18 protein-coding genes are annotated in these 22,373 nt (G+C 42.3%); 16 read left to right on the top strand and 2 right to left on the bottom strand.

The annotated features are described in order from the left end of the window. The first annotated feature begins 1 nt into the window (after position 1). The 10 genes from J6I68_RS03305 to J6I68_RS03350 all read left to right on the top strand — a co-directional run bounded on the left by J6I68_RS03305 (position 2) and on the right by J6I68_RS03350 (position 9,657). Positions 2–859 carry a class I SAM-dependent methyltransferase gene (locus J6I68_RS03305; protein ID WP_292217388.1) on the top strand — a complete coding sequence of 286 codons (858 nt, stop codon included), beginning with the start codon at positions 2–4 and terminating at the stop codon, positions 857–859. Between the two features lie 13 nt (positions 860–872). Beyond that, on the top strand, positions 873–1,547 hold the full coding sequence (locus J6I68_RS03310) for a class I SAM-dependent methyltransferase (protein WP_292217390.1): 675 nt from the start codon (positions 873–875) through the stop codon (positions 1,545–1,547). 32 nt (positions 1,548–1,579) lie between these two features. Further along, positions 1,580–2,512: a methyltransferase family protein gene (locus tag J6I68_RS03315; RefSeq protein WP_292217393.1), complete on the top strand. Its 933-nt coding sequence runs from the start codon at positions 1,580–1,582 to the stop codon at positions 2,510–2,512. Between the two features lie 92 nt (positions 2,513–2,604). Beyond that, the gene (locus J6I68_RS03320; protein ID WP_292217394.1) at positions 2,605–3,168 is read left to right on the top strand and encodes an MptD family putative ECF transporter S component; all 564 of its coding nucleotides are present in this window, start codon (positions 2,605–2,607) and stop codon (positions 3,166–3,168) included. Positions 3,169–3,296: 128 nt separating this feature from the next. Further along, a complete protein-coding gene (locus J6I68_RS03325) occupies positions 3,297–3,596 on the top strand; it encodes an ATP-dependent Clp protease adaptor ClpS (RefSeq protein WP_292217395.1) in 300 nt (99 codons plus the stop codon). Between the two features lies 1 nt (position 3,597). Further along, the gene (locus J6I68_RS03330) at positions 3,598–5,826 is read left to right on the top strand and encodes an AAA family ATPase (RefSeq protein ID WP_292217396.1); all 2,229 of its coding nucleotides are present in this window, start codon (positions 3,598–3,600) and stop codon (positions 5,824–5,826) included. Between the two features lie 6 nt (positions 5,827–5,832). After that, positions 5,833–6,501, top strand: a complete 669-nt coding sequence (gene aat / locus J6I68_RS03335) for a leucyl/phenylalanyl-tRNA--protein transferase (RefSeq protein ID WP_292217397.1) — start codon at positions 5,833–5,835, stop codon at positions 6,499–6,501. Continuing rightward, positions 6,501–7,139 (top strand): hypothetical protein, encoded by a 639-nt coding sequence (locus J6I68_RS03340; RefSeq protein WP_292217399.1) that lies wholly within the window; start codon positions 6,501–6,503, stop codon positions 7,137–7,139. The genes aat and J6I68_RS03340 overlap by 1 nt, the downstream gene beginning before the upstream one ends. 114 nt (positions 7,140–7,253) lie before the next feature. Then, positions 7,254–8,444 (top strand): NAD(P)-dependent oxidoreductase, encoded by a 1,191-nt coding sequence (locus tag J6I68_RS03345; protein WP_292217400.1) that lies wholly within the window; start codon positions 7,254–7,256, stop codon positions 8,442–8,444. 106 nt (positions 8,445–8,550) lie between these two features. Then, positions 8,551–9,657, top strand: coding sequence for a GGDEF domain-containing protein (locus J6I68_RS03350; RefSeq protein ID WP_292217401.1), 1,107 nt, complete (start codon positions 8,551–8,553; stop codon positions 9,655–9,657). Positions 9,658–9,716: 59 nt separating this feature from the next. Here the strand turns inward: J6I68_RS03350 and J6I68_RS03355 are convergent, their stop codons facing one another. Together J6I68_RS03355 and J6I68_RS03360 are read right to left on the bottom strand one after the other, a co-directional pair. Then, positions 9,717–10,637, bottom strand: a complete 921-nt coding sequence (locus tag J6I68_RS03355) for a DMT family transporter (protein ID WP_292217403.1) — start codon at positions 10,635–10,637, stop codon at positions 9,717–9,719. A gap of 10 nt (positions 10,638–10,647) precedes the next feature. Next, a complete protein-coding gene (locus J6I68_RS03360; protein ID WP_292217406.1) occupies positions 10,648–12,450 on the bottom strand; it encodes a hypothetical protein in 1,803 nt (600 codons plus the stop codon). A 90-nt stretch (positions 12,451–12,540) separates the two neighbouring features. Here J6I68_RS03360 and J6I68_RS03365 point away from each other — a divergent pair, with 90 nt between their 5' ends. The 6 genes from J6I68_RS03365 to J6I68_RS03390 all read left to right on the top strand — a co-directional run bounded on the left by J6I68_RS03365 (position 12,541) and on the right by J6I68_RS03390 (position 22,131). Beyond that, positions 12,541–14,283 (top strand): HD-GYP domain-containing protein, encoded by a 1,743-nt coding sequence (locus J6I68_RS03365; RefSeq protein ID WP_292217409.1) that lies wholly within the window; start codon positions 12,541–12,543, stop codon positions 14,281–14,283. 38 nt (positions 14,284–14,321) lie between these two features. Further along, positions 14,322–15,164: a DegV family protein gene (locus J6I68_RS03370; protein WP_292217411.1), complete on the top strand. Its 843-nt coding sequence runs from the start codon at positions 14,322–14,324 to the stop codon at positions 15,162–15,164. A gap of 38 nt (positions 15,165–15,202) precedes the next feature. After that, positions 15,203–16,102, top strand: a complete 900-nt coding sequence (locus J6I68_RS03375) for a phosphatase PAP2 family protein (RefSeq protein ID WP_292217412.1) — start codon at positions 15,203–15,205, stop codon at positions 16,100–16,102. 738 nt (positions 16,103–16,840) lie between these two features. Then, a complete protein-coding gene (locus J6I68_RS03380) occupies positions 16,841–17,914 on the top strand; it encodes a PDDEXK nuclease domain-containing protein (RefSeq protein ID WP_292217415.1) in 1,074 nt (357 codons plus the stop codon). Between the two features lie 187 nt (positions 17,915–18,101). Next, positions 18,102–18,245, top strand: coding sequence for a hypothetical protein (locus J6I68_RS03385; RefSeq protein ID WP_292217417.1), 144 nt, complete (start codon positions 18,102–18,104; stop codon positions 18,243–18,245). 865 nt (positions 18,246–19,110) lie between these two features. Continuing rightward, complete coding sequence (locus J6I68_RS03390) at positions 19,111–22,131, top strand: MBG domain-containing protein (RefSeq protein ID WP_292217419.1); 3,021 nt, start codon at positions 19,111–19,113, stop codon at positions 22,129–22,131. The last annotated feature ends 242 nt before the right edge of the window (positions 22,132–22,373 follow it).

Raw genomic sequence — 22,373 nt, forward strand, 5'->3', positions numbered from 1 at the left:
GATGGACATTTTACATCAAGGTGAGCGCAAATATCACATTGAGAAGAACACCGTACAAGAGACCTTGATCATTCCCTTGTATGGCAGAAAGGTATGCTCAGAACACTTTCCTGAATTGTTCAAAGATCCAGAAGCAGAGCGCATTTGCAGTATGCTGGATTATGACTTTGCAGAGAAAGGCAAGAAGATGGAAAGCGCGGTAGGACTTTTTGGCGCGTTGGAAGTTGCACAAAGACAGTATGATCTTGCCTGGGAAGTAAAGGATTATTTGAAGAAAAATCCGAATGCAGCCGTTGTAAATCTGGGATGTGGCCTAGATGATACCTTTCGTAAGTGTGATAACGGGACATGCAAAGGGTATAATATCGATATGTCCGATGTGATCGCCGTCAGAAATCAGCTCCTTCCGGAAAGTGACAGGGAAAGAAATCTTGCATATGATCTTAATGATGAAACTTGGATGGATGAGATTGATGCAAAGTGTGGAGCAGTCTTTTTTGCATCTGGCGTGTTTTATTACTTTAAAACCGATGATGTGAAAGCTTTGTTTCAGAAAATGGCTAAGAGATTTCCGGGAGCCGTTATTGTTTTCGACAGCTGTAACAGGCGTGGAGCAAAGATGATGACAAAAACCTGGCTTAAGGAAGCTGGAATAGCCGATGTTAGCACATTTTTCTCATTAGAGGACAAGGATGAGCTGAAGAAATGGTCTGATGATTTTGCAGATGTGTCCGCAAAGAGCTATATGCGTGGTTACAGGGACATCTACAAAGATGTGAGCTTCCTTCATAAACTGATGATCCACTTCTGTGACAGACTGGTAAAAATGATCATCGTAAAGATAGAGTTTAAGGGATGAGAGGGGAAAATGAATGTCAAAAGAAACTGAGCAGGTAACTGACAGGATTAAGAGTGCGTATCATACGTCGAAAAACATTTATGATGATGTCTTAACTCAGGGAAGCGTTTTTAGCAGGTTATATATACGTTTCTTCTGGAGCGGAACGGACGATAATGAAATTGCAGAAAAGGTTCTGTCTTACATACCTGATGACTTTGATGGAAGGCTTTTGGATGTTCCGGTAGGAACTGCTGTATTTACGGAAAAGAAATGGAAGGGCTTGAAAAAAGCAGAGATCATCTGTCTTGATTACAGCGAAGACATGCTGGATAAAGCTAAAGACAGATTGAACTACTATGAAAATATTTCATTTGTGCAGGGTGATGTGGGAAAGTTGCCATTTGAAGATGCGAGCTTCGATACAGTCCTTAGTATGAATGGTTTTCATGCTTTTCCTGATAAGAAAAAGGCTTTTCTTGAAACGAACCGTGTTCTGAAGAAAGGTGGAAGCTTTATTGGCTGCTTCTATATTAAAGGGAAATCAAAGCGAACAGATTGGCTGGTAAGAAGGATACTTACAAAAAAAGGATGGTTTACACCGCCATTTCTGACTGAGGAGAGCCTTCATAACGTCCTTCATAAACTGTATTCTGAAGTGGAATGCCACATAGATGGCTCAATGGCATTTTTTAAGTGTAAAAAATAATATAAGCCGTTTTAAGGGAGTAAAGATAAGAAATGTTACGAAACTATAATAAAAAAGGACAGAAGCTTCCTCTGTTTGGCGTAGGGCCATATATGGTTTTTGGAATGGGTGCTCTGACGCTGATAGGGATTATCCTTTTTGGGTATGTGCTTAAGATTGGAGTTTTGAACTCTCCATGGATACTTATTTTTAGAATAGCAGGAGCCGTATTGATAATATCCGGGATTGTCATTTGGTTTGTCGGCGCACTTCGCTCCGATATGGATAATAACATTGAAAGCAATAAGCTTAAGACAGATGGGATATATGCATGGGTCAGGAACCCTATGTACAGTGGCTGGTGGATCGCATTCGCCGGTATCACGCTTATGTGGCACAACGTATGGATGCTTGTGTTGCCGTTTATTAACTGGATTATTATGACAATCACGCTCATTAACTCAGAAGAGAAGTGGCTTTCAGAGTTGTATGGCGCTGAATATGAGATATATAAGACTAAAGTAAATCGCTGTATTCCCTGGAAACCATGTAAAGACAGGATCTACGTAACGGAAATTTCGAATGCAAGATGGATTGCTTATGACATTCCAGGTAATGTGGGATGGATTATTTATATTTTCTGTCTTGCAAGGTGCTTTTCCATAAAATCTGACTTCATTTCTTCCCGGGGATTATCAGGAATCATGGTTATTGCAGTATTGCCGGCAGTTTTAATGATGATCGGAATAGCAGAGCTTGTTTCCGAAAGATTCGCGAAGCTGGATAGAAAACTTCCTAGAGTGAGGCTTTTAAGAGGCTTTGGTGCACTTGTCCTGGGAGGCATTCTGGGAATGGTTGTAAGCATGCTTGGATTAATATATGGATATTACATAGGCGAAAGTGAGTTGCTGTTTATATGGCTCATGCTTATTGGAAGCTTACTTTGCTTTGTATTTGCCGAACTGATTTATAAAACATACAGGTAACATTGAAAGATCCCGGGAAACCGGGACTTTCTTAGTTATAGGTGTTAGTTAATACTAACACAAAATATTAACTTACAGGGAGGAACCTCATTATGAAAGAATGGACAAAAAAGAAAACGTTATGGACGCTGCTTTACGCAGTTCTGTATGCAGTTGGAACAGCAATTGTATGTGTTACGGGTGCGATAACGCCAATACTATTTGTGTGCTACCAGATTACGGCCGGAATCCTACTTTCAGGGATCATCATTTATGCATTCGGAAAAGTAAAGGCACCGGGAGTGGCCGTTTGTCTGGGAGTGGCAATGATCCTGTTACTTGTTTTGATAGGAGATGCTGTGGCATGGCATGTTATTCCGATTGTAGTGATAGTAATTCTTGCAGAGGCGATACGTACAATTTTCAAGTATAACTGGACAGGGGATGTGATAAGTACAGTGATTATGACCTTCTCCAGTTTTGGCTACTATGGACAGATCTGGTTTAACAGGGATTACACATACGAGTGCGCAATAGAAGAGATGCCTGCCGGCTATGCAGAGGGACTTATGGCTGCAAGCCCAATGTGGAGTTTGATAGTTGTGATCATTGCAGGAGTTGTATTGTCGGTTGTGGTTTCAAACATAACGACAAAACTGTTTAAGCTTGAAAAATAGGAAGGAGGAGATGATACGATGCGACTGTGGCATGTGATTTATAAATTTATGCTAGAATGAAGAAAAGTGTTTTTCATCTGCCAGATGACATTGCTTGCAGATGCACATTAATCCAGGAGGCATTACCTATGGCCACAGGAAGTCAGACCAAGGAAAAGACATTTAGCAGGATAAAAGAGCCACGGCAGTATAACGTGATCATGATAAACGACGATTTCACCACCATGGAGTTTGTTGTTTCAGTTCTGGTGGACATTTTTCACAAGGACCCGGTGAGCGCAGAGGCTATCATGCTTGGTGTTCATAAGAATGGACAGGCTGTTGTGGGAAGATACCCTTACGATATCGCAGTGACCAGGGTCAACAAGGCCCTTGCGAGAGCAAAAAAAGAGGGATTTCCCTTCAGAATGACAGTGGAGGAGGCATAATATGGATCTTTCAAGAGAAGCTTCAGAGGTTTTTCAGAAAGCGGTAGCGTTTGCAAGCGAGAACAGCTATGAATATGTCACTCCTGAGATCGTTCTTTTAATGATCCTTGACGATGATACCTTTGCGGAGGCCTTCAGGGAGTGCGGCGGAGACCTAAGTATCCTTGATGGTAATCTCCGGAAATATATTAGAGAATACGTGGATAAGGCTGAAAACGGCCAGCCGGAGCTGTCCATTGGAACCAATTTTGTCATAAGCTTTGCGGGACAGAGCGCCTACAGTAGTGGAAGCGACCAGATCTACGTTCGGCACCTTGTTCACGCCATCTGGAACCTGGAAAACAGCTATGCAGTCTACTACATGGAACAGCAGGATATCAGCGAAGCTGACGTGCTGCAGGAAATGGCCATTATAGAATCAGAAAATGAAGAGATTTCTGAGGACGTGGATGGAAACCTCAAGCCCAAAGAGGACAAGGCAGGGATCAGCCTTTTTGCCCCATGCCTCAATGACACATTAAGGGACGTAAACCCTCTTATTGGCAGGGAAAAAGAGCTTGAGCGCACCATTCAGATCCTCTGCAGAAAAGATAAGAATAATCCTCTTCATATCGGAGAGACGGGCGTTGGAAAGACTGCCATAACCTATGGCCTTGTGGAGCGCCTTAAATCCGGGGATGTTCCGGATGCCCTAAAGGGCGCAAAGGTCTTTTCCCTTGATCTTGGCGGAATGCTGGCAGGAACCCAGTACAGAGGCGACTTTGAAAAGAGATTTAAGAAGGTCCTTTCAGAGATCGGCAAAGAGGAAAAGCCCATCATTTACATCGATGAGATCCACAATCTCTCAGGAGCAGGTGCAGTTGGAGAAGGCTCTTTTGACGCATCAAACATGCTTAAGCCCTATTTGACTGACGGGCATATCAGGTTCATCGGAGCCACTACCTTTGAGGAATACAAGAAATATTTTGAAAAGAATAAGTCCCTTGTCCGCAGGTTCCAGAATGTCGAGATAAAGGAACCAACTGAAGAAGAGACTGTGGCAATTTTAAACGGCCTTAAATCCAAATATGAGAAGTACCACGGCGTAAAGTACGGCAAGGGTATCATGGAATACGCTGTGAAGATGAGCGCCAAGTACATAAATGAGCGCTTTTTGCCGGATAAAGCCATCGATCTTATTGATGAGGCAGGTTCCTACAGAAAGCTTCATCCAACAGATAAAAAGGTCCAGATCGTAGATAAAGACGTGATAAATGAGATCCTTACCGGCGTCTGCAGAGTTCCTATCGAAACTGTGGATACAGATGATGCCGCAGGACTTGAGACGTTGGAAGAGCGCATAAAAACAAAGATTTTTGGCCAGGATGAGGCTATAAGCCAGGTGGTAAATGCCGTGAAGTTCTCAAAGGCAGGACTTATCGAAGACGGAAAGCCCCTTGCCAGCCTTCTGTTCGTGGGACCAACAGGTGTTGGTAAGACTGAGATAGCAAGGACTCTCTCTGAGGAGCTTGGAGTTAAACTGATCAGGTTCGATATGAGTGAATACGGCGAAAAGCATGCGGTAGCCAAGCTTATCGGTTCTCCTGCAGGTTACGTTGGCTATGAGGAGGGTGGAATCCTCACTGAAGCCATCAGGAAAAATCCATCCTGCGTACTGCTTCTTGACGAGATTGAGAAGGCTCACGCTGACATCTACAACGTGCTTTTGCAGGTTATGGATTATGCAACTCTGACCGACAACCAGGGCAGGAAAGCTGATTTTCGGAATGTCATTATCATCATGACTTCAAATGCAGGTGCTAACAGGCTTGGTAAGAGCGGCATCGGATTTATCAGCACAAACCAGGATGAAAGCGTGCTGACAGAGGCAGTCAAGAACACCTTCCAGCCTGAGTTCAGAAACAGGCTCAACAAGGTAGTTGTCTTTAACAGCATGGATGATGATATGGCGAAAAGAGTCGTTGATAAGAAGCTAAAAGAGCTGTCAGCGCAGCTTCTTTTAAAGAAGATCACTCTTTCTGCTGATAAAAAAGCTAAAGACCTGTTAAAGGACAGGGGCGTAAGCCAGGAATTTGGAGCAAGAGAGATCGACAGGATCATAAGAAACGACATTAAACCGCTGTTTGTTGATGAGATTCTATTTGGAAAGCTTAAAAACGGCGGAAAGATAAAGCTTTCAGCCAGAAACAGGGAATTCACCATAGAATCCTCAAAAGTCGCAAGGAAGTGATCCTACATGCCTGTGTACAAACTTGATGACAATCAGATATCTTTTCCACTGCCAACCCTTGCAAGGGAGGACGGACTTCTGGCCATAGGCGGGACTTTGTCCACGGAAAGGCTTGTACTTGCCTATTCCAATGGGATATTCCCATGGTACAATGAGGGAGACCCCATTTTATGGTGGTGTCCGAAGGAACGCTATATCATAAGGCCAGAGAACATCCACGTATCCCACTCCATGAAGAAATTCATGAGAAAGCACGATGTAAAGGTGGAGCTCAACAGGGATTTCTCCCATACGATGCACAGGTGCAGGGAAAAGAGAGAGACCACAGAGGAAGGTACTTGGATAACAACTGATATGGAAAGAGCCTACGCAGAGCTTGCAGGTAAGGGCCTTGCTCTAAGCGTTGAAGCTTATATAGACGGGCAATTGTCAGGGGGCCTCTACGGAGTGAACCTGGGAAAATGCTTTTTTGGAGAGAGCATGTACTCCGATATTGAGAATGGCTCGAAACTGGCACTAATTGGCCTTGCCCAGATACTTAATGAAAATGGCTATCTCCTCATAGATTGCCAGTTTCACACTGATCATCTTGAGAGCATGGGCGGAGAGCCCATCAGTTATAAAGATTACATGGAGCTGGTGAAAAAAGGTACTAAACATAATGGAGGGACATGATGAAATACGGAGAGTCTTTATTTGATATCTGTTACCTGTTGTTTGCCATAATAAGCGGCTGTATCATCCTTAAAAGATCCAAGGATACTACGGGAAAGATCATGGGGGTTGCCGCACTGATACTGGGGCTTGGCGATGCGTTACATCTTGTGCCAAGAGTGCTTAATTATTTTGTGAATGGTGATTTTACCGTTGCACTTGGGGCTGGCAAGCTGGTAACTTCAATAACCATGACTGTTTTTTACGTACTTATCTATTATCTGTGGATGAGGGTGTATAAGTGTGAGGAAAACAAGGCCCTGACGATGGCAATATGGGGACTCTGTGCAGTAAGGATCATACTGTGCCTGTTCCCACAAAATGGGTGGTTTCAGAATGAAAGCAGCATGGCCTGGGGCATCATCAGAAACATCCCGTTTGTAATCCTGGGAGCTGCTATATGTTATATATATTATATAAAAAGAACACAGGATAAAACATTCCGCTCTATGTGGATATTCATACTGCTGTCATTTCTTTTTTACATTCCCGTTGCAGTGTTTGCAGGGCTCGTTCCCATGCTGGGAATGCTGATGCTGCCAAAGACCATATGTTACATACTTATGATTGTAGCTTTTTTGCGCAAGAGTAAGGCGTGACATCGAGTTCAACATATTCCATATTTTTGCTAATGTAAACGCTTACAATTGAATATGTGCGCATGATATAAATGGAGCATGTACTAAATACTCGGATAAGTGGAGGAGCAATATATGTCTGTGCACGTAATCGATGAAGCCAATCGCTGTTTACAGTGTCCTAACCCAAGATGCAGGGAAAATGGATGTCCAATTCACACAAACATTCCTGAGATGATACGTCTTTTCAAGGAAAACCGCATGATGGAAGCGGCAGAAATGCTTTTTGAGAACAATCCGCTTTCCATGATATGTTCACTTGTGTGCAACCACGGAAATCAGTGTGAAGGAAATTGCGTAAGGGGTATAAAAGGGGAGCCCATACATATTTCGTCAATAGAAAACTATATTTCTGACTCTTGTTTCGAGAGACTTGATCTTACTCCTGCACCTTCAAATGGAATGAAGGCTGCAGTCATTGGTGCTGGCCCAGCCGGGATAACCATTGCGATAATCCTTGCGCTTAAGGGTTATTCCATCACCGTATTTGAAACCCACGACAAAATTGGCGGAATACTGCGCTACGGTATTCCTGAATTTAGATTACCTAAATCGATTCTGGACAGATACTACAAGAAGATGCGTGAACTTGGGATTAAATTCAGACCTAATTTCTCCATTGGTGGTTCAACTGGAATCCGAGATCTTTTAGAAGACGGATATAAGAGTGTTTTCATTGGTACAGGTGCCTGGAGGCCAAGAAAGTTGGGAGTTCCGGGTGAGACCTTTGGAAATGTCTTTTACGCCATAAACTATCTTAACAATCCAGATGTATACGAGCTGGGGGATAGGGTTGTTATAATCGGCGCTGGAAATGCAGCAATGGATGTGGCAAGGACGGCTATCAGACATGGCTCCAGAGAGGTTGTTGTCTATGTAAGAGGCGAGGAAGTCAGCGCTTCCCCAGAAGAGTTTGAATATGCCAAGGTTGACGGTGTTAAGTTTGAGTACAAAAAAGCAATTGTCAGAATTGAGGATGAAGGCCCCGTATTTAGAGATGCTGAAGGAAAAGAGAACCTGGTTCCGGCAGACAGCGTTATCGTCGCAATCTCGCAGGTTCCACAGGACCGCATTGTTACCCGTGAAAAGAACCTTAAACTCAACGAAAATGGAAATCTGGCTACAGATTCCCATGGCGAGACTTCACTTCCAGGTGTTTTTGCATCAGGAGATGTGGTCACGGGTGCAAAGACCGTTGTAGCCGCAGTTGCTGTATCCAAGCAGATTGCAGAGGATATGGACAGGTACATGAAGGAATTGAACTAATATCGATATGCTTATTGTCTGACAAGACACTTTACTATATTATAATAATAAAGAAGACTGTATTATATGCATTTTTATTCATTATTCCAGAGGAGTAACAGAATTCATGCAAACATCTGAAAAAATATTCAATTCATTGTTTTATATGGGGCTTACAAGAGATCAATATCAGCGGGTATCAGATGTTATAGGAGAAGATAACCGCAGGATTGCCGTTTCAGGAGGATTTTGCGCTTCACTCTTTTGGATATTCAGCCTGATAATGTCCTTTAGTTCAGATGCATATCTCGCATGCCGCATAGTATATGTAGTTGCATTACTGCTCAGTATTGCAACGATAATTGTGTCATTATTCATGGTTAAGAAGATGCCATGGTTATTAAATCCTACCATAGGTGTGCTTTTGATGTCCGTCTTAGGCGCAGGCATAGGAATAGCGTTTTGTCAGCCGGATGTAAGAACTGCGTCGATGATCGCTTTCGTGATCATTACTCCCACATGTTTTATCAAGAATTCTATCACAGATTTTTTGATGCTATTTATCACTATCATTGTATATGCAGTGTTTGGTGTGAATATTATTGAGCCTGACATTTATTCCTGGGGCCTTGTAAACCTTATCATCTTTTCTTTAGCAGGGATACTTATTGGTCATGCCATCAACAAAGAGCGAAGCGAGCGCTTTATATATGAGGAATCTGCAAAAGAGCTGGCGGAAAAGCAGGCAAGATATGCCAACCACGACGAGATGACAGGGCTTCGTAACAGACGCGCCTATGATACAAAATTAAAGGCCCTTGCAATGAACCTTCCAGAGCACCTTAGCGTTGTCATCCTTGATATAAACGGACTTAAAAATGTTAACGATACTCTTGGACACGAGGCAGGAGATGAGCTTATTGTGGCTGCTGCTAAATGCATAGCTTCAGCCTTTTGGGGAATAGAGTCGCTTTATCGCACAGGTGGAGATGAATTCTGTGTCATTTCAGAAGAATCAAGCGATGAAACTCTCAGAAGAATAGAAGAGATGAAAAAGCTCATGTCAAACTATAAAGGTGAGATCATCACCGACATTTCGATCTCCTATGGATATGCTACCAATCAGGATATGAAGGATATCAAATCCATTGTGATCCAGGCAGATAAGAACATGTACGCATATAAACGTGATTACTATGCTCAAAAAGATAATGATCGCAGGAATCTTTTGTAGGCAATATCATGAGTATGTTCTGACCTGTGTAATTACAAAAAAATAGCTCAGTCTGATGCTTATGCACCGGACTGAGCTTTTTTCGTGGGAATCTGAGCAAGGATAACTGCTGAAAAGATAAGAAGGCACCCTGTGATCTCTTTTCCTGTCATGGTCTGATGCAGGATGAGCCAGCCAAAAAGCGTTGAAAACACAGATTCAAGGCTCATGATCAGGGATGCAAGGGCCGGATTTAAGTCGCGCTGACCAACAGCCTGAAGGGTGTAGCCCACAGCACTTGAGAATATTCCGGTATAGAGGATAGCAATCCAGGAAGTAGGCTCTAAAAGGCTGTTAATCCAGGCAGATGGATCTGGCATAAAGTCAAAAAAGATCGCAGCAACCAGCGAAACTGCGCCGCTTACAAAAAACTGGACGCAGGCCAGCGCTACAGGGCTCATCCTGGGAGCGTAGTGATCAACGCACAAGATCTGGATTGAGAACAAAAGAGCGCAGCATAAAAGCGCAAGATCTGCAGTGGAAATCGAAAAGCCCATCCCAGCCAGGGGATCACACAGAAGATAGAGGCCAACCAGCGCTATTGCCACGGCAGGCCATACAAGAAAGCTGCACTTTCTTCCGATGAAAAGACCTAGTATTGGCACCAGCACGATATAGCAGGCTGTCAAAAATCCTGCCTGTCCAGCGGTGGCACCAAGAGCTATTCCCGCCTGCTGAAATGTGGATGCAAGAAAAAGTGCAAGACCACATATCACACCACCAAGTAGCTTATTAGGTGGGATCTTACTGGGCCTTACATTATGTCCTCTTAGAAAAGGCAAAAGGCAGATTCCGCCAATGATGAAGCGGATTCCGTTAAAAGTGAAGGTTCCTATATTGCTGCCGGCTACAGACTGTGCCACAAACGCCAGTCCCCAGACCACCGAAGCAAGAAGGAGCAGTAATGAATTTTTAATCTGAGATTCTCTTAATTTTTCCATAAGCTTTTTACTATTTCTGCCTGCGAACGATGTTGTTGCAGGCAGTTATGAAATTCTGCAGTTCCAAATACAGGTTGTTTATGTTTTCAGGGTTACCATTACCAAAATACTCATTCTCTTCCATGAGGGAATCGTAGAAATCTTTACCCCACTTGCCGCCAGTGGTGTAGTACTCCTTGAGGGCATAGTATGTCTTATACATGCGCGGAATATTATCATCAAAATTGTTACTAGTATCTGTTCCAAAGCAGAATTCGTAACGATTTCCTATACCAACGCCCATTTCCCTGATGTCTTCAGGGAAATTTTCTTTTCCAATGGTATCCTGCACCCAAAAGCCCAGAGCCTGTGCCTCCTCACTGGTTGCAATAAAACTTTTTATCGGAGTAGTAGCGCGAAATTCTGTCAGAATATCATCTGCTACCAAATCCTTTAGCGGGTCCGAAATAATGTGGGCCAGTGAAAAGACATCTTTCTTATTTATGTTGATCTTCTCAATCCTGGTCTCATATCTTCTATAGGCGTCGCGCCATCCTACGCAGGCTTCAGGAACATATTCTTCATGGTTTCTCACAACATATATATTGTCATCAACAAGTTCACAGATTTCAGTTATGGCGCGGTCTTCATAGTTGTCAAAAAGCGTATAGCCATAGTAAGAAGCCACTGGCTTAAAAAAGCCATAATCATCAAAATAACCCACGTTACCTTCATCATCCACACCACATGTTCTTGGTACTCCTTCAGCATAGATGAATCTGCCGGCTGTGTTTGGATTCGGAACGTATACAACAGGGCTCTTAAGGTCATCAGAATTGAAATTACCTGGGGCTCCCGCCGGAAAAGTCTCTTCAAGAGACCCTGGCTTGTCGCAGGTCGCTCTAAAGTGCTTGCAGCCTGCGTAGAAATGACCGGATCCTTCGTAAACAGACATCTGAACAAGAACCAGGCCATCTTGTACAGCCAGATACTCAGGCTCGGCTGAATAGTCCGCATATTTTACAATCTGTGGGAAATCGCCGTATATTATCTCTTTTCCTGTATTAAGATCATATCCGCAAAGTCGTCCATAGCTGCTGCTTTCAGCCTTGGTTACGCAAAAGAGATGATCACCGCCTATTCCGGCATAGTAGAAGATCTCTGATGAATTCTGGATCTCTTTGCTTTCTCCATTTGGATCACAGATGTACAAATGTAACTTATGATCTGATTCATATGCACCTGTCACAAAATATTCCCCAGATGGAAGAGTGCCATAGACTTTAGTCCCTGGAAGAGAACGTCTATCTGATCCGTCTAAAGATACTGACTCTACAGGCATTTCCTCTCCATCCTTACTTTCGGAGAAAATGAACCGCCCGCCTGAAATAGTGATCGGACCATAAGATGAATCTCGAAAAAGGCTGACAATTTCACCTGTACCCTCATCAAAAGAGGCAATAGTACATGAATTATCTGCCAAGACTACATCATAGTCGCCCCAAAGAGCAGCTTCTTTCATTGCATATTTTTCCGGAATCCTGAAATAGATTTTTCCATCGAACTTCACAAAATGTTTGCCGTTTCCTGGAATTGCTGGTGCACGGCCAGCCTCTGGATTATCAAAGGGCTTGTTCATGTAGTATTCACTGTTCAGATCAGTGGAAGAATCTTCAGAGGCAGAAACTTCGCTACTAACAGCCTCACTTATGGAAACCTCATCAGCTGAAGGCTCTACAATAGAAGCGTTTTCTGACTTATTGGTGCATCCACAAATTGATACTGTTATAATTATTAACGATAATATATTTAAAAAGAACTTTTTATTTCCCATATCACATACTCCCCGGCTAAAATTTCACGCCGAAAAAAAGTATAGCATAATATGGATAATGCTTTAAGCATATTTGAAGAAAGAATGACAATGAAAAAAAGAACTGAATTAGCCCATTTAAGCATAGCGCAGGCCGTCTGCGTCCTGATCCTTTTGCTTTTTGTATTACTTTCTGTCGCTTCGGGCAATTTTAAAGTAAATACTGATACCACAATGCTCTGGGACATTAATGATGGTTGGATCGATGAAAACGGACAGGTAGTTGATCTATATGATCTTGCCCCGGGGAAACAGTCTGTGACGCTGGACATCAGCAATAAGAACGTTGATGGCAAGGCAATCTGTTTCAAATCTATTGATACCAATTTTAAAGTATATGCATCCAATGGGATGATCTACGATTATGAGCCTGTGATGCCAAGGCAATTAGGTGCTTCATATGGTATGCAGTACCATACTATTGCAATCCCGGAGGGGAGCTCATTTTTAAGACTGGAGCTTGAACCGGTATTCACAAATATATCGGCAGCCGTAAATGACATAGCTATAAGTGAAGCCGGGCAGTACATGACAGGTGTATTTAAAAGAAATCTCTTTTCATTTGGACAGGGTTCAACAACTATTATTATCGGGATCTTGTTTGTTATAGCAGGAGTTACAGGCCAGATCGTCATGAAATCAACAGGAATTGATTTCATATCCTTTGGAATATCCTGTGTAATGATCGGATTTATCGGCTTTAATGATACGCTGTTTCTTCAGGTGCTGACTGCTCGCCCTGACATCGTAAGAGTTGCAGAATATTTGTGTCTTGCTCTTATACCATTTCCTGCGCTTTCATTTTTTTCAAGTACAACCGGGGAATCTCATCCAAGGCTGTTGTCCGGCATGTTTGCAGCATGTCTTTTAAATGTTTTCCTTCAAATAGGGCTGACCCTGAGCGGTACATCAGACTATTATCATCTTGTTAATATTTCGCAACTTATGATATTGGTTAGTTTTCTGCTGTCATCAATACTGGTTTTCAGGGCTGTTCGCCGCGGACAGATCAAGCAGACACTGCTTCGCAGCGTGGAATGGGGTCTATTCGCCTGCATACTTGGAGCTGTGATCGATATGCTCCGTTTTCATTTTATGCAGAGCTACGGAAGCTTAACCTTTACCCGCCTTGGCGTGCTTTTATTTACTGCATTTATGGGAATCTATCTATATAGGGATCATATCGATTCTTTGCAGAAAAAGCAGCGGGAGAGTGCTGTATTTGCATCTGAGATCTCAGAAGCTTTTGCCAAAGTCATAGATATGAAGGATCCATATACCAACGGTCACTCAGTGAGAGTAGCAAAATATACAGCTCTGATCGCAAAAGAGATGGGATATGATGCTGAAACAGTAGAAAAATATTATAGAATCGGGCTTCTCCATGATGTAGGTAAGGTTGGAATTCCCAAGGCTGTGCTGAATAAGCCAGGGAAACTTACAGATGAAGAATATGACCTGATCAAATCTCACACTTTAAAGGGATATGAGGTGCTTAAAGATATCAGCATTGTACCTGAGCTTGCAGTAGGTGCTCTGGGTCATCACGAAAGGTATGACGGAAATGGCTATCCCAACGGGCTTTCCGGTGATGCAATTCCCGAGGTTGCCCGCATTATTGCCGTGGCAGATGCTTTTGATGCAATGTATTCCGACAGGCAATATCGCAAGCGCCTGGATTTTGATAAGGCAATATCTATAATTCGGGAAGCTTCAGGAACTCAGCTTAGTCCTGAAGTAGTCGATGCGTTTTTTAGGCTTGTTGAAAAAGGTGAGATTAAAGCCACAAAATAGAAATATACTTTAGAATTTGCTACAGGGAGATACAGACAATGATTAAAATTCTATCAGATAGTACGTGCGATCTTTCAAAGGAACTGGTTGAGAGATATGATCTTGGTATTATTCCTCTTTACGTAAGATTGGGGGATGAGGAATACCAAGATGGTGTAAACATTTCTCCTGAAGAACTCTATAAATGGTCTGATGAGCACGGAGAGACTCCAAAGACAGCTGCTCCCAGCATTGAGGACATCTCAAAATATCTGGATCCTGACAGCGGCGATGAATACATCATTTTTACAATCTCGTCTTCAATGTCTGCAAGCTTCAACAATGTGCGGCTTGCAGCTGAGAATCTTGAAATGTCTGACAGAGTCTATGTTATCGATTCTGCAAATCTTTCCACTGGTATTGGCCTGTTGGTACTATATGCAGCTGAACTTAAAAAAGCAGGAAAGTCTGCCAAAGAGATAGTCCAGGAAATAGAGAATACCAAAGGCAAAGTACGCGCAAGTTTTGTGGTGGATACCCTAGTATATCTCCACAGAGGAGGGCGCTGCTCTGGAGTGGCCGCTCTTCTTGGAACTGCATTAAAGCTTCATCCACGTATCGCAGTAGCAGATGGCGCCATGCATCCAGAAAAGAAATATCGCGGTTCCAGCAAACGCTTTATACTTGATTACGTAAAAGACATGGAAGCTGACCTAAAGAACGCAAGACCTGAGCGAGTATTCATAACCCACTCTGGATGCGACAGAGAAATAGTTGAGGCAGTAAGAGATTATCTAAGTAGCCTTGGCGTATTTAATGAAATCCTTGAGACCAGAGCAGGAGGCGTTGTTTCCTCCCACTGCGGCCCTGGAACTTTAGGGGTACTTTTTATCGATAAATAGCGGTAATTAAAAATATAATATCAAAGGAGATAAGAAGAATGGATAACAGGAAAACTTTGGCTGTTCCAAAGATATGTACATATATTGTGATATCAGTTTGTATTTTAGGAATAATACTGGGTTCGTTTTTTGATTACAGTATCAACGTAGCACTGGCGAACAAGACTGACATTGGGGCCTTTTTTTCCACCTATGGTTCTTACTTCTCTTACTGTTTATATCCTGCAGCAGGGATGTGTATCTTTAAGGGTCTAATGAAAAAAGGCAACAAATTTAAAATGCTGGCGTGGGTGATCATGGCAATCTCATACTTTATGGCTGTTTATTACAGCAATAATTACAACGGATCAAAGGTAAGAGAGCTGTTTGGTTACACAGCTGGAGATTCCTCACCACTTCTATCTGTAATAAGTTGGGGATTCTGGGTAATACTATATTCTTGGGTTCCATTTGTCTGCTACCGGATATTTGATGATGTAAGTCCTGACAAGCTGATCATGACAGGCGCTGCTATTCTGATAGCTGGGATTGTAGCGGATAATACAAACCTATGGCTCAAGCAGGTGGCATCGAGACCAAGATATAAGTATCTGATAACACTTGATGATCCTATGTCGGAGTTCAGGAACTGGTGGCAGATGGTTCCGAACCTCGCAGGCTCAAATGACAGCTTTAAGAGCTGGCCCAGCGGCAACATGACCATAGCAAGCATGATGTTTTCGCTGCCAATGCTTGCTGATGTACTCAAGAAGCGTTCAGAGTTTAAAAATATGTTCTGTTTTGTCCTTGCAGCATGTTTTGTTGTTCTTTACGGATATAACAGAATACACATGACAAATCATTTTCTGTCTGATGTATGTTTTGGAACACTAATCACTTATATCATTTACTCAGTTGTTAGCACAGCATTCTTAAAGGTTGTGAATAGGGAAAAATAAGGATTATCTCTTTTCATTTGCCATCGGTGCACCTGCGCATCTTCTTACACTGTATATGATTACGCTTTTCCAGTTGGATGAGAAAAAGAAGCTGATAGATATAACAACTGTGATCATGACAGTTGTAAATGTATGCCTGAATATACTATTTGTGGTGGAAAACATGGGGATTAAGGGTTCAAGTTTCCGTAAGCGCACCAATTAATAGTGTTGTAAATAAGCGGTTTGCAGCTTCATACGAATTCATGACACATCGGTTTATAACACCGGTGTGTTTTTTATGAAAAGGAATGAGGTCATGGTATCTGGAATTAGAACTACATGTGAAAGATATATAAAATTGTCGCGCTATCATATTGATATTTGCCACCTCACATGTTATATTTTAGTTGCCAGATGAGCGTGCTCACCTTTATGGAGATAAGGAGCTTCTCCCACTGGTTCTGACAGTGTAAAAACTCGAACTCCGAGATGGCTTAATGTGGCGCGTGTCGTTATCAGGAGACCATCAAAACCTTTTACTGATAGGTTAATCCGTGCCGCGAGGCAAGATGGCGGGCATCTATAAAATCAGAAAACTAGAGCAAAATCAAGTCCGATTGGATTACCAACCGGGCTTTTTGCTTTGATTTGGGGTATATAATGGCAAGAAAAAGGATTACGACAACATCCTGGAATTATGTTGTCGAGATCAGATGTAAATAACTGAATTAGAAGGAGTTTTTACCAGTAGAAATTATGGCAGATTTACTATCAAATGAAGAAAAAATGGTGGAATACAAGGAATTACTCAAGGAGATTGGAAGTAGATTCAGGCAAAGTCAGATCAAGGCATCAATGAAGGTAAACAATGAGATGCTTGACTTTTATTTTTGGCTTGGCAGCAAAATATATATTTGGAAACAGGACAGCTTTGGCGGAAATGCATTCTATAAAACTCTCAGTAATGACCTTATTGATATGTTCCCTGGAATAAAGTCTTTTTCTGTTACAAATCTGAAATATATGCAGTATTATTACGAGATGTATTCAAGTCCTCAAGTTGAGGACTCCGAAAATAACAGCAGTCCCCAAGTTGGGGACTTGCGTAATACTGGGATTTTTAGTATTCCGTGGGGACACAACAAAGTAATTATTGATAAGTGCAGGAATAATAAAGATAAGGCATTATTCTATGTGAAGAAAACTATAGAGAATAACTGGTCGAGAGCAGTATTACTCAATTTTCTTGATACAGACCTATTTGAGAGACAGGGGAAAGCCATAACAAACTTTCAGCAGACATTGCCAGCTACAGAAAGCGATTTGGCACAGGCAATAACAAAAGATCCGTATAACTTTGACTTTTTGACATTAAGAGAAAGATACGATGAAAAAGAGCTGAAAGATGCTCTTATGGACAACATTACAAAATTTTTACTTGAGCTTGGAAACGGGTTCGCATTTGTAGGCCGTGAAATGTTGCTTAAGATTGGTGATACCGAAAATTATGTGGATATGCTTTTTTACAACATAAAACTTCATTGCTATGTTGTTGTAGAGGTAAAAGTTGAAGAGTTTAATTCAAGAGATATGGGACAGCTTGGAACATATATGGTTGCTGTCAACCATACTCTTAAGGGCGAAATAGATGGTCCAACGTTAGGATTGATAATATGTAAATCCAAAGATAACATCAAGGCTCAATATGCGTTAGAAGCAAGTAGTCAGCCTATGGGAATATCGGAGTATGATATTACTAAATTCATGCCTGAAGGCTATAAAAGTTCTCTGCCTACGATAGAAGAAATCGAAGCAAATTTGGGTGATTGAAGAAGTGGTATAGCTACTTTCGTTTGACAGTGTCATTTGTTTTTAATACTATTAATCATAGGAGGAGACGTGGTGGACACAGAATTGTGTATCGCATGTAGAAAATGTGATTTTCTGAGTGTTTGTGTCGTAGAATACAGTCCGCCACTAAAGATAACCCTTGTGTAAAGCGATGGAAGATAACAATATGAAGAAAGAAGTTACTGGTGCGATTAAGGGTATGAGAATTATGGGAGCAAGTGATAACGACATTATTTCAAAGATTGTCGAAAATTTTCATGTCGCAAAAGAATATGTCCTTGCCCTCCTCGCACCGCAGAAAGCGCAATAAGGCATGATATTGAAAAAAAGTACCGATACACATTACGTATGGCATTAGTTTTATGAAATCATTGAAAGCGAGACATTATACCAATGAATTTGTTTTCAAAGAATCACCGAAAAGAACTTGACACACAGATGAAGATAGGACACAATTTTGCCAGCCAGCCAGCCAGCGTAGCGTAGAGCAGAGCGGTGACTCTGCTTCTTTTGGTGTAGATAAGGATCGTGCGAAATATAACATAAGCCGGAGGGAAAAGCAGGAGAGCTTTTTCTCCGGCTTTTTTTATACAAGAAGGTTTAAGGGCGGCAGAAAAGTATTGCTTAGCATTGTGGTTGCTTTAGCAGTGGTGTTTGATTTGTTTTGGTGTGGTTCGACTGCTCTGGCTGCTAATCATGTTACAACATGTGACGGTGACCATAGCGGATGGACCTCGATAACGAATAACAATGTAAATCTAGACGGTGGAAATTATTATATTAATACTAATAGTTTATCTTTAACAAAGGATAGAACCGGAACATCAAATATATGCCTTGTGGACAAAACAATAAATCAACTGGTTATAAGTAATGGAAGTATAAATTTGTTCGCAGGGCAATCTGGTAAGATAGAAAGAACAACGTCATCTGGTGTAGCCATTAATATCTTTGGGGGCTCCGTAAATATGTATAGTGGTACGATTAGGAGTACATCGGCGTTTGGTGTCGGGGTTGCAACAAACGGAAGAGATGACACTGTTCATATATTCAATTTGTATGGTGGAAATATCCAAAATTTGAATTATGGTATATATACTTATTATGGTACGGTTACAATAGAGGGAGGAATAATATCTAACAACAAATTAGGCATCCAAATGAATTCGAGTGGAATGAGTGGAGAATCTCCACCAACAGTCATATTAGTAGGAGGGCAGATAAAGGATAATGATGAGGTTGGTATAAAGCTTCTTAATGGAACTCTTACTCTTACAGGTGGTTCTATATCAGGAAATGGTTCTGATGATAAGCATGGCATTGATTATAGCGGTGGAATACTTAATCTGAGTGGTAATCCTGTGGTCAGTGATGGTATATATATCACAAACAATAAGAAAATCAATGTAAACGGGGCACTTCAAAACGGTGCGAGCATATGTGTCCGTATTGGAACCGGAGACGGTACGGGCGTTATCACAACAGGCTATGGAACAAATAATCAGGTTGATGGTCAGATAGTTGATCCCTCCACATTTTTTACCTGTGATGATGGATATGTTGTAATATTAAACAATTCTGGTGAAGTAGAGATAGTAAAACACTCTCACGACTTTACCTATGAAGCCGGAACAGGTAATGAGGCGAACAAGATCACAGCTACCTGCTCAAATGGTGATGAACATTGTACGCTGAATGATGGTAACGGCAATCATACGATAAGCCTGACTATCACTAAGCCTGCGCTTACCACCTACGGCGGAACTGAAAGTGCATCTGCAACCCTGACGAACCTTGATGCCTTCAAAACCGCAACAGGTCTGAATATTGCAGATACAGACATTAAATATGTGGGCAGGGATGGTACGATCTATGACGAAAGCACGACTCCTCCAACGGCTGTAGGTAAATATACCGCAAGTATCACCCTGAGCAATGTAGCTGTCAGTGGTGGTGGAACAGGAAATGTTACAGCCTCGGTTGATTATGAGATATCCAAGAGAGAACTTACGATTAAAGCTGATGATAAATCAATAAGCTACGGAGCGGCTGAGCCCGAGCTTACTGCCACAGTCACGGGCTTTGCGGATGGTGATGATGCAGTAAGTACAGGACTATCTTATTCTTTAGGCAGAGAACGCGGAGACGGTTCCGGAACATATATCATTACACCATCAAACGCAACCGAAACTTCCGGCAATTACAGCTTTAAATATGAAACTGGGACCTTTACTATTAATGGAATCCCTATCACAATCAAGGCGGCTGACAGGACTATTACTTATGGAGAGACAATCCCAAGTGATGTGTCCAAGGTATCTGTTACATCTGGAGCCCTTAATAGTGGCCATACCATAACCAGTATCAAATATACTGCTAGCAGCACCAATGTCACAACAAACGGTACCGTGACACCATCCATGGCAGTTATTAAGGATGCCAGCGGAAATAATGTGACGGATAATTACACCATTACATACGAAACGGGTGTTCTCAGAATAGATAAGGCAGACCCGGTTTATACTGTAAATCCCTCTGCCAAAAGTGATCTCTACTATAACGACAATACATGGACCCTTATAAATAGAGGTACGACAAATGACGGTACTATTAAATACAAGGTAGAGGCTATAGGATCAGAACCCGGCGCAGCAGTACCGCAGAGCGGCTTTGGTGAGACAGACTTTTCAGACACCCTGCCATATGCTAAAGAAGTTGGTACATATAGAGTGAGCTACTATATAGAAGGAGACAGCAATCATAATAACAGTGCGGTAAGTACACTTGATATAATCATAGTCCCCGATGAGCCACCGGTTATTTCAGGAGCAACTAATGGTGCAAGCTATGGAGGAGGCACTACCATCAATCTTTCCGTATCCGACATCAGCGGCCTTGCCTCTGTCACTGTAAACGGAGAGTCAAAGCCTGTTTCTGGAAATACCTATACCCAGACCATATCCGGAGCCGGTACCTATAACATCACGGCAACGGACACAGCAGGTAATACAAGCACCTTAAGCTTTACCATCAAGAGCGGTGGCGATTCTGGAGGCTCAGGTGGTTCGGGCGGCTCTGGTGGTTCCGGAGGCGGTTCGTCCGATGATAACGGTGGTAATCCTTCCGGCAGCGGCAATAAACCGTCTGATAAAGGAAGCACCGATAATAAGAAAGCTGCTGATGATACAAAAAACAATAACCCCAAGGCTGGGGAACCGGGCAACAGTGGCAGGAATACAGACAAAAAGTCTGATGATATTACCTCCTCTTATGATGCGGATTCTGCAAATGCCCCGGATGATGATATTTTAGACACTCAGGATACGGACAGAAAGCCTGATGGCGGAACCGGCGTGACAGTTCCTACCCAAACTTTTGATGGTGAGCGCATTTACTTTAATGAGGAGCGCAAAACTGATTACGGCAACGGTACAGTGATCATTAGTGTCGATGTGGAGGACAAGGATGGGACAAGGACCAACTACTCCGGAAGTATCGTGGGTGATACGGAGTCCATCATGAGGGCAGTCCTTACACAGGATGATATAAATGCAGTATCCAGTGGTGAAACTGTATGGATCAGGCTCGTGGTAACGCTGATATCAGAGGATGTTCCTGAGGCAGACAGAGAGCAGATAGAGGCTGCTCTTACCACTATAGCAGATAAAGAGCTTATCCCCGGGACCTATTATGACCTTAGTGTAATGAAGAGCGTAGGCAACGGGGACTGGGAATACCTGACAACGCTTTACGATGACATAGAGATCACACTGGATATTGATAAGGGTCTGCAGGCAGACGGAAGGATATTCTATATCCTAAGGAGTCATGAGGGAGCAGTTACGATGCTCTTTGACCTGGATGAAGAGCCCGATACCATAACCATCAGCTCCAGATACTTCTCTACATATGCACTTGTTTATACAGACTCTCCAGATATGGCAGAGCCGGTAAGCGAAAAACATAACTGCTTCATGCACTGGTTTATCCTGGCCGCAGCGCTGATAGGAGAGATACTTGCACTGCTGCTTCGCAGACATGAGGACAAGAAAAAGCTCCTTATCGGCACAGAGTGTGTGGATATAGTTATAATGCTTGCTCTGGCCATAATTGGAAGCTGTATGTGGGACTGGATCATCTTTGCCATAGGAGCAGCAGCTATCGGAGTCACAGTATTTTTACCTCATGAATCATAGATTCAAAATATATAGTAGTTAAGAATTTCCGGATATCAATGGACCTAAAACATCCATGGTATCCGGTTTTTCATCTATGCAACCAATGGAGATTTGTGTGAGCAGTTTTATATGGATTGTGACGCATAAATTGCATTCTTTGGTATAATGACATAAATGAGTTCCGTATGAAGCTGCGGAAAGGAGAGGTATTATGTTTGAGCAGCTTCATGATAACAGAATAACAGCATTATATTGCAGAC

The organism is Butyrivibrio sp., assembly GCF_017940685.1.
Lineage (GTDB): Bacteria > Bacillota > Clostridia > Lachnospirales > Lachnospiraceae > Butyrivibrio.